This window comes from Halarcobacter sp., assembly GCF_963675975.1.
Lineage (GTDB): Bacteria > Campylobacterota > Campylobacteria > Campylobacterales > Arcobacteraceae > Halarcobacter.
Window position 1 is genome coordinate 2,217,141 of record NZ_OY780939.1, and the last position, 15,506, is coordinate 2,232,646.

The 15,506-nt window shown below is 30.3% G+C and carries 11 protein-coding genes; 3 read left to right on the forward strand and 8 right to left on the reverse strand.

Features of this window, described 5'->3' with window-relative positions; translation table 11 throughout:
• Positions 1-116: 116 nt before the first annotated feature.
• The gene (locus tag ACKU3H_RS10880) at positions 117-434 is read left to right on the forward strand and encodes a hypothetical protein (RefSeq protein ID WP_320033883.1); all 318 of its coding nucleotides are present in this window, start codon (positions 117-119) and stop codon (positions 432-434) included.
• Between the two features lie 32 nt (positions 435-466).
• Here ACKU3H_RS10880 and ACKU3H_RS10885 read toward each other — a convergent pair whose 3' ends face one another.
• From ACKU3H_RS10885 to ACKU3H_RS10910, 6 genes are all read right to left on the reverse strand, one after another.
• Positions 467-2,737 carry a methyl-accepting chemotaxis protein gene (locus tag ACKU3H_RS10885; RefSeq protein ID WP_320033884.1) on the reverse strand — a complete coding sequence of 757 codons (2,271 nt, stop codon included), beginning with the start codon at positions 2,735-2,737 and terminating at the stop codon, positions 467-469.
• Positions 2,738-2,839: 102 nt separating this feature from the next.
• Positions 2,840-3,682, reverse strand: coding sequence for a DUF5718 family protein (locus tag ACKU3H_RS10890; RefSeq protein WP_320033885.1), 843 nt, complete (start codon positions 3,680-3,682; stop codon positions 2,840-2,842).
• 259 nt (positions 3,683-3,941) lie between these two features.
• Positions 3,942-4,925, reverse strand: a complete 984-nt coding sequence (locus tag ACKU3H_RS10895; protein ID WP_320033886.1) for an aldolase/citrate lyase family protein — start codon at positions 4,923-4,925, stop codon at positions 3,942-3,944.
• Positions 4,926-5,069: 144 nt separating this feature from the next.
• Positions 5,070-6,128: a MaoC family dehydratase gene (locus ACKU3H_RS10900; RefSeq protein ID WP_320033887.1), complete on the reverse strand. Its 1,059-nt coding sequence runs from the start codon at positions 6,126-6,128 to the stop codon at positions 5,070-5,072.
• Between the two features lie 10 nt (positions 6,129-6,138).
• Positions 6,139-8,658 (reverse strand): aldolase/citrate lyase family protein, encoded by a 2,520-nt coding sequence (locus ACKU3H_RS10905; RefSeq protein ID WP_320033888.1) that lies wholly within the window; start codon positions 8,656-8,658, stop codon positions 6,139-6,141.
• A 12-nt stretch (positions 8,659-8,670) separates the two neighbouring features.
• Positions 8,671-9,804, reverse strand: coding sequence for an aldolase/citrate lyase family protein (locus ACKU3H_RS10910; protein ID WP_320033889.1), 1,134 nt, complete (start codon positions 9,802-9,804; stop codon positions 8,671-8,673).
• A 368-nt stretch (positions 9,805-10,172) separates the two neighbouring features.
• Between ACKU3H_RS10910 and ACKU3H_RS10915 the strand changes: the two genes are divergently transcribed.
• Positions 10,173-10,910: an IclR family transcriptional regulator gene (locus tag ACKU3H_RS10915; protein WP_320033890.1), complete on the forward strand. Its 738-nt coding sequence runs from the start codon at positions 10,173-10,175 to the stop codon at positions 10,908-10,910.
• 8 nt (positions 10,911-10,918) lie between these two features.
• On the opposite strand, the gene lipA is transcribed toward ACKU3H_RS10915, so the two are convergent.
• Together lipA and ACKU3H_RS10925 are read right to left on the reverse strand one after the other, a co-directional pair.
• The gene (lipA, locus tag ACKU3H_RS10920) at positions 10,919-11,815 is read right to left on the reverse strand and encodes a lipoyl synthase (protein ID WP_320033891.1); all 897 of its coding nucleotides are present in this window, start codon (positions 11,813-11,815) and stop codon (positions 10,919-10,921) included.
• Complete coding sequence (locus ACKU3H_RS10925; protein WP_320033892.1) at positions 11,796-12,530, reverse strand: biotin/lipoate A/B protein ligase family protein; 735 nt, start codon at positions 12,528-12,530, stop codon at positions 11,796-11,798. Before ACKU3H_RS10925 ends, lipA begins: the two co-directional genes overlap by 20 nt.
• Before the next feature lie 297 nt (positions 12,531-12,827).
• Here ACKU3H_RS10925 and aceE point away from each other — a divergent pair, with 297 nt between their 5' ends.
• On the forward strand, positions 12,828-15,500 hold the full coding sequence (gene aceE, locus ACKU3H_RS10930) for a pyruvate dehydrogenase (acetyl-transferring), homodimeric type (protein ID WP_320033893.1): 2,673 nt from the start codon (positions 12,828-12,830) through the stop codon (positions 15,498-15,500).
• Positions 15,501-15,506: the final 6 nt, after the last annotated feature.

Sequence of the window (15,506 nt, forward strand, 5' to 3'; positions counted from 1 at the left end):
ATTTTTGCAAGACTTTTTTTATCTTTAAACGATTTCAAAATGTTATAACAAATTGAAAGTTATTTTAAGGTTTTTACTATATAATTACGGTCTTGAAAACGAAAAATAGGGGATTTATGAGAATAACAATTACAGATAATGAATTTAATGCAATACAAAAAATATTACTTCAAAATGATATAACTTTATATAATCGAATAAATGAAGAGTTTAAAAAATCAGTATTATCTTGTACAAAAAAGAAAGTAAAAGCAACAGTTAAAGCAAACAATGTAAAAAGAAAAAAAAGTAAAAATGCGGTTGTTAATGCAGTAAATGTATTAAGATTAGAGAATAAAGATATTACAGTTTATAGTGTGGCTAAAACAGCAGAAATAAGTTATAACACAGCAAAAAAATATAAAGAATTTATATTAGCACAAAAAGCTTCTTAAAATAAGCAGAAGCTTTAAAGCTTCTACTCATATTAACTATTTTTCCCATCAAATTCATTGATATTAACATTTTTTACAACATCTAATGCAATATTGTTAGTTCCTTTTGCAATATCATTTGTTTGATCTGCAATTGCAGCATTTTCTTGAGTAAATTTATCTAATTGATTCATTGCATCAGCAATTTGTGTCATACCTAAATTTTGCTCTTTAGCAGCATTTGATACATCTTCAATTAGATTATTTGTTGTAGAGATTTTTTCTTCTAAACTACTAAAACCTTCAATCATTTTAGTACTAATTATTTTACCGTTGTTTGCTCTAGTTGTAGCATTTTCAACTAAGTCTTTAATCTCTTTAGCAGCTTCAGCTGATCTAGCTGCAAGATTTCTTACTTCTTGTGCAACAACAGCAAATCCTTTTCCAGCTTCACCAGCAGTTGCTGCTTCAACAGCTGCATTTAGTGATAGAATATTTGTTTGGAATGCAATTTGATCAATAACAGAGATAGCTTCATTGATATTAATTACTGTTTCATTTATCTCATCCATAGCTTTAACTGTATCGTTTGCAAGATTTTTACCTGTGATTGCAGAATCTTTAGTTTCATTAGAGATATTTTGCATCTCTTGAGCTTTTACACTTGTATGTTGAATATTACCTGTGATCTCATCAATTGAAGCGGCAGTTTCTTCTAAAGAAGCAGCTTGTGACGTTGCATTTTTACTTAATGTTTGAACATTTTGTGTTAACTCATCAGAACTTTTTTGAAGATTTATACCATCTCTTTGACTATCTTGTAACATTTGAGTCATCATGTTATTCATCTCAATTAATTCTTGACCAATTTTTCCTGATGTTTCTTTGTTTAGTTTAGCAGTAAAGTCTCTTTGTGTATATTTACTTAATACATCACTAATTTTATTGATATCTTTTCCTACTAAAGATTCTAAGTTTTCAAGCATATCATTTAAAAGTTTTTTTAATTCATTTAATGAATCAGTAGATGTATTTTCCATAATTCTTTTATCTAAATAACCTTTACTCACATTATTTACAACATTTTTTACATTTTCAATAAGATGGTTATCTTCATCAATACTTTTTGATATTTTTATAATATTATCATTGATGTTTTTTGCCATTTGTCCAAATTCATCATTTGAGATTAAATCAATTTGTTTTGTTGTAGAGGCTTCTTTATTTAAATATAAAAAGAATGATTTAAGACCATCTGTTATAACTGTAAGGTTTGATTTAAGTTGCTTAACACTTATAAAAATCGTAATTCCTACAATTAAAATACCAAGAATTGCAGCTATAATTGAAAAGTTTCTAATGAAATTTGCAAGTGATAAATATTCATCAACAGGTGCATTGATAAATATAGACCAGTTAACATCTGCTTTACTAATTTTAAATGGTTTAACATAGTTATATGTTTCTAATCCTGTAGTATATGATTTTTTTACAAAAGTATAATCTTTTGACTTTTTAACACTCTCTAAAGCATTCTTATACTCTTTATCATTTTTAGTTACTTCTGATACTTTCTTAGAAATTAACTTTTTGTCAGGGTGTCCAACAATAGTTCCATAATTATCTACAATAAAAGCATATCCATTATCATAAACTTTAATAGATTTTGCAAGTTCTCCAAATGTATCTAATGCAATTTCAGCACCAATTACACCAGCATACTTTCCATCTTTATATAATGGTATAGCAACAGTATTCATTAGTGTATCAACTCCTGCTATAGGGTACACGTAAGGTGCCGTAATAAACTCCTTATTTGCTTCTTTTGGTCCTTTTATCCAACCGTTTTCTTCATTGTATTCTGCTCCAGTTTGAATAATAATACCATCTTTAGACCGTGTTACATATGGGCTAAAGACACCTGCTTTATCATACCAACTATCAGGATTAGTGTTATTTTCAGTTTTCTTATTAAAAAGAAGTGTTCCATCTCTCATAGACCACCAAAGACCAAGTATTTGATCATTATCTTTTAAGATAGATGTTAATAAAGCGATTGTCTCTTTTTCATCAAGTTTCTTTTCATGATTTATAGCTTCTTGATATTTAGACCACAATGTTTTTACAACAGTTACAGATAAATCCAAGTTTCCTTGTATTCTTGTAGCATAACTATTAGCCATCTCTTTTACATAAGCCTGCGCCCCAGATTGTGCAGTTTCATAAGAATATTTTGAGATAAAAAATATAGTAACAATAAATACTATAGTAGTAGCCCCTAATATTCTTACAAGTAGTTTATTTCCAAAACTTGAACTTTTCATCACCATCTCCCAATTTAGATAGTATCATCATATCTTAAAATGGTATCAGAAAAGTTTCAATTATTAGTTTTTTTAATACTTTTATATCTTTTTTATGTTTAATTATTCAACAGTTTGATGTAATTTACTACATCTTGAAAGATGAATATCAATTCCTGACATATCTTTTTTAATATCTTCAAAAGAGTGAAAGTGTGCATCATACACATAAACAAAGATTTCATCTCCTTGTTTTAGAAAATTGTGTTTTCCAAAATCAGCATAAGCTGTTGCCCCTGCTGCAATTAATAATCCCTTATAGTTATTTAATTTTTCTAAATATTGAGGTAACCCTTCAAGTGGTCCCATCTCTGGTTGATTATTAAATTGATCAATCATCCAATTTTTTAATTGCTCAAAAAAGTAAGAATACGATTTTACTGCACTAATTGTTCCATAGTTTTTAAGTACACCATCTCTTCTAATAAATGAAGCTATATGGTACTTATTCAAGATACCTTTTTCTGTAAAATCATCAATTTTAATAAAATCTGGTGAAATACCTTTTGAGTTTTTGCCCCAGTTCTTTTTAGTACTTAGTTTTCTTCCATCTTGAACTCTACTAGAACAATCATTAAATGCTCCAAAATACTTTGGTATTAAATCTATTAGTTTTCCATCATCATATACAAAATCACAAAGTAGTGCAACTTCTGCTTCAACTTGTAATTTTTCTAAATTGTTATAGTTTATTTTATCTGTAGAGTAGGGTAAGTTTCCTAAATGAGATTCATCTTCTGGAATATAAAAAGGGAATAAACCTTTTGGCGCATTTTGTTCTTTTGTTTGAATAACTGAAAATTCGTCTGCTTCTCCCGCTTCACCAAGGTGTCCTGCAAAATTTCCTGCAACACCAAATCCTAAATAATCTTTTAATTCATCTGTTTTTATATTATATTTTTCCATTTTATTTGCCTTTAATTATAAATAATTTTGACAATAAGTTTTTTTAATTTTAGTGTGATTATTTATTTGAGTGAGAATTTGTTTGAAGTTTATTGTGTAGTTAAGCTCTATTGTCTATAAAAATCTACCGCGGTATAAACTCTTCTCACTGTAGTTGGCGACGAGCATAAATAGTGTGTTTTTCATCATTTTTCCTTTTACTTTTTTTCAAGAGAGAAGCATACTCCTCTCTTGCAAAAATAAAACTTAAGATTTTAAACTAAGAAAAAAATCTTTTTTCTGTTTCATCTAATAGTTTAGCCCCTGAGAATTTTCCTCTTTGAACTAACTCCCAAAAATATCTATATGTAGCTCTGTCATGTAACTCACCATCATATTGGATTGGTCCCCATTCTGCATCTTGAGCTGCAAGTAGGATATTTTGTGCAGCTTCTAATTCTGTAAAGTCTGGTTTCATTGCATCAACGATTGCTTGTACTTGTGTTGGGTAAATTGACCACATTCTCATAAATCCAAACTCATTTCTAGCTCTTTCCGCATCTTTATATGTTTGGTAAGGATTTTTTAAATCCAATGTAACATTATGACAAGGAATAACATGATTTTGGATTGCTGCTTGACAAACTTTTGCTTTAGCTGCTCCAATTAATCTGTGTTCAAACTGTCCTGGACTTCTCATATTAATCGCTGGAATTGCACCTTGGTAACCTGATACAAAGTCCATAAGACCAAAATCTAAAACTTGTAACCAAGGTAAAGTAGCAATTTTTTCTACATCTTGTAATGCTCCATGCGTTTCAATTAAGATATGAATTGGAATCTCTCTACTAATACCTGCTTTTTTAGCAACCTCTTGAATATATTCAATTTGAGTTTTTACATCTTCATAAGAAGTTGATTTAGGTAAAGTTATATATGCTAATTTTTCACCAGCACCTGGAACTAAAATATCAACATCTTGTTTCCAATCAGGATGTGAGAAATCGTGAATTCTAGTTCCAGCCATACCATATGGATTATCTTCAGAATTTACAACTCTTACAATCATTTCAGCATGTTCAACCTCTTTACCAGTTTCTGCTCCATCTTCGCAGTCACAAGTAATATCAAAAACAGGACCAAGCTTTCTTTGCATATCAAAACCTTTTTTGATAAGTTTTTCACTTCCTGCAAAGTGCTCACAAGTTGGTATAATTGGTAAACTTTTACCAGATTCAAATAGTGCTTCATTTGGGTGTGTCATAATATATCCTTCTTAAAATTTTGGTTCCCAAATTTTAAAAGGGAACCTTTTTTTGTTCTTTGTCTACTTTTTAACGCAATTTGTAAAAAATTGCTAAAAGTAGCAAAACCTAAAGAGAGTAACGAGTTACTCTTACCTTATAACTTACTTTTTAGTTTTATTTTTTGGAATGATTACAGTGTAATCTAAATCAAGTACTACATTTTTTAAGTACTTACCATCTTCATCTTTTGGATTACTTATCTCTTCAGATTTTTGATTTTTAACAGCTACTGTTCTTAATCTTAATAATCCAATATCATCTCTTTTATGATCAATTGTATCAATCACTTCAGTATAAGCATAAATTGTATCTCCTGCATATGTAGGATTACAGTGAGCTCCACTGTTTATTGCATACATCCATTGGGCATTTTGTAAGCCATTAAATGAGATTGCTCTTGCAATTGAGATAATAATCCCACCATACATCAATCTTTCACCCATAGGTGTAGATTTCATCATATGGTCATTGAAGTGTACTTTTGCATTGTTTTGATACAATTTTGTTGCTAAAGTATGATCACTGTTATCTATAGTAATACCTTCAGGGTGATTTAGTCTCTCACCTTTTTCATAATCTTCAAAAAAGTATTTACCACCTGTTGCATCTGTATCAACCATGTTTATTATTGGTATATTGATATTATCACTAATAGGTGTAGATTCTTTGAATGTTGGAATCTCTTTAATACCTGTTAATGTTGTTTTATCTTTTTTATGAACCATAACCCATCTTTTGAAGTTTAAAACTTCAGCTCCATTTTGGTTCAAACCAATAGAGTGTACATATACAACTCCACTTTTACCATTTGAGTTCTCTTTTAATCCAATAACTGTTGATGTCATAGAAACTGTGTCACCAACATATACTGGATTTGGAAAACTAATCTCTGCATATCCTAAGTTTGCAATAGCATTTAAAGATATATCTTGTACAGATTTACCAAATGTCAAATGAAACATTAATACATCATCAATTGGTCTTTTATCATAACCCATTTGTGTTGCTACTACATCTGAAGAGTGTAGGGCAAATCTAGAACCAGTGAAAGCGATGTATAAAGACACATCTCCTTCACTTATTGTTCTAGGAAGTGGGTGAATAATCTCTTGACCAATTGAAAAGTCTTCAAAAAAATTACCTATATTTATTTTTGACACTTTATTCTCCTTATTTACCAAATAGATTTTGACCTAAAGCTTTATATGTTTCATAAAGTGTAATCATCTTTTTTGCCCATTTGATTTTACATTCATCTACAAGCTTATCTTTGTAAAGAATTACCTCTTTACCTTCTTTTTCAGCTTTTTCATATTGTTCAATCATCTCTTCATACTCTAAAACCTCTGAGTGTTTTGGAGTAAAAATATCATTTATATATTCAACTTGTACTGGGTGAACTAAAGCTTTACCATCAAATCCAATATTAAAGGCATCTTTTGTTGAATCTTCACAAGCAAACTCATCGTGTACATCATAATGTGGTCCATCAATAACTGTTTTACCATAAGCTTTTGCAGATAGTGCAATTCTAGCTAGATAGTTAAACATAGCTTTTGAACCTCTTTTTATATCTATTTGAAGTCTATTTGCTAATTTATTTGAACCAACAACAATAACTTCAACTTTAGAACTAACTCTACAAATCTCTGGAGAGTTTAAAATAGCCAATGGAGTTTCAATCATAACCATCATAGTTAGGTTTGGATTTAATGCCATTAAAGCTTTTTCTGCTTCTAATACTTGCTCTGGAGTCTCTATTTGTGAAAATAAAATTGCATCAATTTCAAGTTCACTTGCTAGTTCCATATCTTTTTTGAAATCTTCACTTCCAAGAACATTAACTCTTAAAATTCTTTCAGACTCTCCAAATTTAGCACCATCTTCTTTATAAACTTCTCTTAATATATTTCTTCCAATCTCTCTTTGCTCTTGTAAAATTGCTTCCAAATCAAAAACAACACAATCTGCCAAAATAGATTTAGATTTTAATACATATTTCTTATTATAAGAAGGTACATACATCATAGATCTTCTAGCTTTATACTCTACAATCTCTTCACCTGTTTCTTTTGCATGATATTGTTCATGTAATTGTTTAACAAGTTGTTTTCTAAGAACCTTCCCATTTTTTGTTCTTGGGTAATCTTTCATTCCAAAGATTAGTTTTGGAGCTTTGTATTTTGCTAAATTGTTTTGAGAGTAAGCTAATACTTCCTCTTCTTGTTCTTTTGTTAACTCTTTGTGTCCAATAACTGCAATAGCTACTAAAGTTTTGTCTTTTCCAATCTCAAGTCCAAATGCAACACAATCAGCAACTGCTTCATGGGTTTTTACCACTCTTTCTATTTCATGAGGAGAAACTCTAAATCCAAAAGTATTGATGATGTCATCTTTTCTACCTATAAACCAGATATAACCATCTTTGTCTTTTTTAGCATAATCTCCTGTAAAAAAGTATCCATCATGCTTAGCTTTTGAAGTTTCCTCTTCAAGTTGCCAGTACTCAATAAATAATCCTGGGTCATCCATACCAATACAAATCATACCTTCCTCTTCAACTCCAACTTCTTCTAGAGTTTCAGGGTTAAGAAGTTTTACAATATGTCCAGGTTGAACAAATCCAGCACTTCCAGGTCTAATTGGATTGTTTACAGAGTGTGAAATATAGTAAGAACACTCACTCATACCAATAGCTTCAAAAATATCTTGTTTGAATCTATCTCTCCATAAACCAATCATCTCATCAGATAAGTGTTCACCAGCACTCATGCAGTATCTTAAACTTGGACAATCTTCAATTGTAAAATCAGTTTTTTGGATAATCTGTCTATAAATAGTAGGAACTCCAATAAAGATTGTACATTTGTGTTTTTTGATTAAATCAACCCAAGTTGATGCATCATTTGCACCTTCATAAGCAATTACAGTATGTCCATTAAATAATGGATCCATAAGTGCTGAACCTAATACATAAGTCCAGTTGAATTTACCTGAGTGCATGATTCTATCATTCTCTTTAAAATTAAACCAATACTCAGTAGCAGGTGTTCTTCCAACTAATGATCTATGTGAGTGTAAAACACCTTTTGGATAACCAGTTGTTCCTGAAGTATATACTAAATAAGCAGGCTCACCAGCTTTTGAATTATAATGGTTTGGTGTAGCATCTGTTTCTTCAAGAATTTCATTTAAAGAATATACATTCATACCCTTAGGTTTTTTTAACTCATCTACACTATCAATTGCTGCAACAATAATTGTTTTTAAATTATCAACATTTTCTAAATATGGAACTAAGTTCTCATACATAGAAGCTGATAATACAATTGCACTTGCTTGTGAATCTTCAGCTAAGTATTTAACTTCTGAACCACTTAATAGTGTAGAAGTTGGAACAGCTGTAACTCCAGCTTTAATACTTCCAAAAAATGAAATAGGGTAAGCAAGTGAGTTTTTTAAACAAACTAAAACTCTATCTCTAGGAACAATACCAATAGAAGTTAAAAAGTTACATAATTGGTCTGACTTTTTTGCTAACTCTTTATATGTAATCTCATCTGTACCAAGTTTATCATCTTCTATAATCATTGCTGTGTTGTTTTCTTTATCTGTTCCTACATGAGCAGATGTACAAGCAACACCAATGTTTAAAAATTCAGGTACTTCGATTTTTAAATTTGTAGTCATATTTAACTCCTATTATATTTGACCATAAGGCCAGTTTTCTTTAAATGTTTGAAGAGGCATTCTATTTAAAACAGAGATTGCAAACTCATAATCCTCTTTATTTAAACTATTAAGTGCATTTGCTCTTAATATGTTTTGTAGAGATTTACCAAACATTGGTGGATCTAACATCTCACCTTCGTATCTAATTGCACCACTTAATAATGCATCCGCTTCAATTGCAGCTTTTAAGATTGCAACATCTTTAGCAATTGCATTAGGACTTGGTGTGAAAGCAACTTTACAAACATTTATATGGTTTGGTGTAATTACTTGTTTACCTGTAAGTCCCATTGCAGTTTCTCTTTGTGCATGGGCATAAACATGTCTTGAAGCATCATCACCATGTAAATCTAACCATCTTCTAATATCTTTTTTCTCTACACATGAATCTGGTAATGAGTTTGGTGTTAAAAGAACTTCAACTCCACCAATTACCCCTTTACCTTTAACTCTTGCTTCCATAGTAAGCATGTTAAAGAAAGTTTCTAATTCATCTATCCAACCCTCTGGTGTAATTTTGTATGCCATAGCTTTTGAGAAGTCATGGATACCAAATACCACATGTTGAACTGTATTATATTGCATTAATTTATCTGCTATTTGTAAAGATTTTGGATGTTCAATAATTGGTTGAATTTGTAAATTACTACCTATTGAAACTAACCAAGAAGATAAATCTCTAATCTCAGCTGCTCCATAAACCTCTCCAGCTTTTGCTAAAACGATTGCATCAATATGTTTATGAATCTTTTTTAACATTTTTAAATCTTCTTCATACTCTGCTGTTCTAAATGGATTTATTCTAACAGCAATCTGGAAATCTCTTTCTGGGAATTTTGGTAATTCCTCAATTAAAAGTTTTCTAGACATCTCTTTCATTCTACATCCGTCTTCTAAGTCAAATAGGACTGTGTGAGCTTTAGTTTTATATGCATGTTTTTGTAATCTATATTTTGCTTGCTCCATAGTCTCATATGTTCCATCAAGTGGATTAAACTTGATTGGTGGATAATAGATTTGAATCCCTGGCCACTTTCCTCCAAGTACTGGACTTAAGTCATCCTTAGCTGTTAATTTTGATAAGTCAACAAAAGATGTAGTCATAATCTTTCCCTCTTTTCGCTCAAATTTTATTTTTATAATTCAGTTTTTAGCTTCTGATGACGAAATTAATCCATACTCAAAATATATTGAAACAAAAATTCTAATATTAATAAAAAAATTAAGTTAAAATTAATAACTATCTCTAGATACCATAAAATAGTACTTTTTTAAAGTGAGAATATGATAGTTTCACAATGTGAGAAAAATTATTTAAATAATCTTAGAATATAAAAAAAATATTTTGAAATTTGTGTCGTTTTTTTCAATTTTTTTCCATTTGGTAAATAAAAGTTTACAATTTTGTATGAATTAGATTTATTTAAATAATGTTAAAATTGTGTAAAATTTAGAAAAAGAGTATATTTTACGTGCAAGCAAATAAAAATAAATCCTTCTCAAAAGGTTTACAAGTATTAAAAGAGATAATGAGTAGCAACAAACCTCTAACTGCTAATGTATTATGTCAAAAATTAGAAATAGATAAAAGTACAATGTCTAGATTGGTAACTACTTTAATGAAAGAAGATTTTATAGAATATAAGGGCGATTCAAAAGAGATTGTATTAAGTGATATTCTTAGAAAAATAGTATATAAAGATGATAGAGAAAAGATTGTTGAAAAAACAAGTGCACTTTTAGATGAAATTTTTTACTTAACTGATGAAGCTTCATATTTAGGAATTTTAGATAACAATGCAACTTTATATTTAAATCAAATTGATAAATCAAACAGAGTTATAAAAACAAGAGATTCTATAGGTTTACATGCACCTTTACACTCAAATGCTTTTGGAAAAGTACTTATGGCTTTTTCCAATGATATTAATATCTCTTCTCTTAGTTTGACAAAATTTACTTCAAACACTATAACAAATATAGAAAAGTTAGAAAAACAATTAGAAGAGGTAAAAGAAAAAGGTTATGCAATTGGCGATGAAGAGCATGAATTTGGTTTAAAATCTGTTGCAGTTCCTTATTTCAACAAGCAAAATAAATTTATTGGAGCTGTTGGTATATCGGGTTTATCAGTTAGATTAGATGAAGAAAAACTTCACAAATACGGAAATGAAATGCTTAAAATATCAAAAGGGTATCATAAAGTATAAAGAAAGTCTTAAAGACTTCCTTTTTGATTAGCTAAATATTCATGAGCCATGTATGAACTTCTTGCATATGGAGTAGAGTGAACAAAATCAAATCCCATATCTAAAGCTATTTTTTTATATCTTTCAAATTGTTCAGGTTTTACAAACTCTTTTACTTTTTCATAATCACCTGAAGGTGCAAGATATTGACCAATACTTAAAAATTTACATCCAACTTCAAGTAAATCTTTAAATACTTGAACCATCTCTTCTTCTGTTTCGCCAAGTCCAACCATTAGTGCAGATTTTGTTTTTACTTTATCTCCACCTAACTCTTTTAGTTTTCTAAGAACTTCTAAACTTCTTTTATAGGTTGAGTTTCTTCTAATATGATATAAAGATGGAACTGTTTCCACATTGTGTCCAATAATAACTGCACCACTGTCTACAACTCTTTGTAAAGATTCCTCTTTTCCTTTAAAATCAGGAATTAAAATCTCAACTTGAGTTCCTGGAGATTTTTCTAAAATATTTTGTGTAACTCTATAAAATTGTTCAGCTCCGCCATCAGCTAAATCATCCCTAGCTGGACTTGTAATAACTACAAATCTAAGTCCTAGTTTTAATACTGAAGTAGTAACACCATCAATCTCTGCTAAATCTACTTCTGTTGGTTTCCCTGTATGAACATTACAATATGTACATCTTCTTGTACAGATATTTCCAAGTATTAAAAATGTTGCATTTCTTTTTGAGTAACACTCACTAATGTTTGGACATTTTGCTTCTTGGCAAATAGTATGCAATCCATGCTCACCTAATAAGTTTTCCATCTCTTTTTGTGCAGTTGGAACAAGTTTTTTTCTTAGCCATTCTGGTTTTTTGAAATTAACTGTTTTTTTTGTTTCATTTACTGCCATTGTCATATTTTTCCTTTAATAAGTTGTTTTTTAATTCCTCTTCCTCTTTTGTTAATTGTGTAAACTCTAATTCTACATCAAATGTATCTTCAAAAGATTGAGTTAATTTGTTTTGTACTGTTTCAAAATCAATATTTATTCCAATATCTTCAAGTGATATTCCAATCCTACTATCTATTGTGTTACCTTTTTTCACACTAGTAACAGGAATTGAACCATGTTGGAATATAGCTTTTTTTGTTCTTCTTTGTGCATTTCCACCAATTTTTTGGCCATTTACTAAGATATCATATGCTTCAAATCCAACTTGACAATACTCACTTTTAGATAGTTGTATATTCAAGTTATCTTTGGCATAACACACTTCTAAACCTAGTTTTTTATAAAAATCAAGAATAAATAAACATATTTTTTCATAAGATTCTTTTATATTAAAGCCCTTTAAAAGGTTTACAGGAAGAACCAAAGAATATGATACATCATGACCATGAAATAGTATACCACCACCTGTTATTCTTTTTGCAATATTATTAAAATCATAATTCTCAACTTTCTGTGAAATACCTATAGTTACGCTATTTTTATCCCAAGTGTAAAGTCGGAGTATTGGTAAATCATTATCTTTTAAAGATAATAATAAAGCTTCATCTGTTGCCATATTTTTTGCAGATGAACTTTTTTCTGATATAATTACTCTAAATTTAGTGTGTTCATTAATCAATGCTTTGTACCTTATAATTATAAAAAAATCTTATTCGTATGAAGTGTATCATATAAATAAAATAACTGAATTTTGTCACTATTTTTTCATTATAATTTCATTTTTATAGAATAAAACTTATAAAAAAGGCGTAATTTTAAAACTAAAAAAAAATTAAGTTAAAGAAAGTATCATATGTTCATAATTCGATAAAATGGTATCTAAAGATACATAATTTTTACATAATGAACATATGTTCACTCATTATGTTAAAAATAAGATGCGAATTTTATTAAAATCTTTTATAAGGAATTGTGAATGTCAGAATTAAACTTAAACGACATCGACCCACAGGAAACGCAGGAGTGGCTTGATGCTTTAGAGGCAGTTATTAAAGAGGAAGGGAGCGAGAGAGCTCATTTCTTATTAGATCAACTAATTGATAATGCTAGAAGAAATGGAGCAGATATACCACATAGTGCAAATACTTCATATCTTAATACTATCCCTGTTGACCAAGAACCAAAAATGCCAGGTGATAGAGATCTTGAGCGAAAAATCAGATCTATTATCAGATGGAATGCACAAGCAATGGTTTTAAGAGCTTCTAAAAAGAATTTAGAACTTGGAGGACATATTGCATCTTTCCAATCTTCTGCTACTTTATATGATGTTGCATTTAACCACTTTTTTAAAGCACCAAATGAAAAAGATGGTGGAGACTTAGTGTTTTATCAAGGACATATATCTCCAGGTATATATGCAAGATCTTTTGTAGAGGGAAGATTTACAGAAGAACAAATGGATAATTTTAGACAAGAAGCATTTGCTGATGGTTTATCTTCATATCCACACCCAAAACTTATGCCTAATTATTGGCAATTCCCAACTGTATCTATGGGTCTTGGACCAATACAAGCTATTTATCAAGCAAGATTTTTAAAATACTTAACTGATAGAGGAATTAAAGATTGTAGTGAGCAAAAAGTATATTGTTATATGGGAGATGGTGAGTGTGATGAGCCAGAATCTCTTGGAGCAATTGGGCTTGCAGGTAGAGAAGGTTTAGATAACTTAGTATTTGTTATTAACTGTAACTTACAGAGACTTGATGGTCCGGTAAGAGGTAATGGTAAAATTATTCAAGAACTTGAAGGACAATTCAGAGGTGCTGGATGGGAAGTTATCAAAGTTATCTGGGGTAGACACTGGGATGCCTTACTTGATAAAGATAAATCTGGTAAGTTAAAAGAACTTATGGATGAAACTGTTGATGGTGAATATCAAAACTTTAAACAAAAAGGTGGAGCTTACACGAGAGAGCACTTCTTTAACAAACATCCTGAAACTGCAAAACTTGTAGAAAATATGAGTGATGATGAGATTTGGAGATTAAATAGAGGTGGACACGATCCTATTAAAGTTTATGCTGCATATAAAAAAGCAAATGAAACTAAAGGTAAACCATCTGTAATCCTAGCTAAAACTGTAAAAGGTTATGGTATGGGTGAAGCTGCTGAGGGTAAAAATATTGCTCATGGTGTTAAAAAAGTTGATACTACAGTATTAAGACAATTTAGAGATAGATTTGACATTCCTATTTCTGATGAAGATGTTGAAAACTTAAAATACTACAGACCAGCTGATGATTCTGCTGAAATGAAATATATGAAAGAAAGAAGAGCTGAGCTTGGTGGTGTTGTTCCTCAAAGAAGAGAACAATTCTCAACTGCTTTAGAGATTCCTGCTTTAGACAAATTTGATGCTGTATTACAAGGAAGTGGTGATAGAGAAATCTCTACAACTATGGCATTTGTAAGAGTATTAAATATTCTTGTAAAAGATAAAAAAATTGGAAAAAGTATCGTTCCAATCGTACCTGATGAAGCTAGAACATTTGGTATGGAAGGTATGTTTAGACAACTTGGTATCTACTCTTCAGAAGGACAAAAATATATCCCTCAAGATAAAGATCAAGTTGCATACTATAAAGAGGATAAAAAAGGACAAGTGCTTCAAGAGGGTATTAATGAGTTAGGTGCAATGGGTTCTTGGGTAGCAGCGGCTACTTCTTACTCAATCAATGATTGTCCAATGATTCCATTTTATGTATTCTATTCTATGTTTGGATTCCAAAGAACTGGTGATATCTGCTGGGCAGCAGGTGACCAAATGGCTAGAGGTTTCCTAGTTGGTGGTACTTCAGGTAGAACTACTCTTAACGGAGAAGGTTTACAACACGAAGATGGGCACTCTCATGTTATTGCAAATACAATTCCAAATTGTGTTACTTATGACCCAACTTATGGTTATGAAGTTGCTGTTATTGTACAAAATGGTATTGAAAGAATGTATGGTGAAAAGCAAGAGAATGTATTCTATTACTTAACTACATTAAACGAAAACTATAAACAACCAGCTATGCCAGAGGGTGCTGTTGAAGGTATCTTAAAAGGTATTTATAAATTAAAAGATGTAGAAGCTAAAAACAACTATAAAGTTAAACTACTTGGTTCAGGTTCTATTTTAGAGCAAGTTAGAGTTGCTTCTGAAGTTTTAGCTAGTGAGTATGGTATTGCTTCAGAGCTTTATTCTGTAACTTCATACAATGAATTAGCAAGAGAAGCACAAGATGTAGAAAGATATAACTTATTACATATTGATGAAGAGGATAAAGTTCCTTTCGTACAAACTGCTCTTGATAGTGATGATGATACAGTTATTATCTCTGCAACAGATTATATTAAAGCATACTCTGAGCAATTGGCTCCATTTGTAAAAGGAACTTTTAAAGCTCTTGGTACTGATGGTTTCGGAAGATCTGATTCTAGAGCAAACTTAAGATCGTTCTTTGAAGTTGATACAGACTTTATTGTATTTACTACTTTAGCTCAACTGGCTAAAAAAGGTAAGATTGAAAAATCTGTATTAGTTGATGCAATGAAAAAATACAACATTGATCCAGAAAAAATCAATCCATTAAAAGCGTAAGGGGTA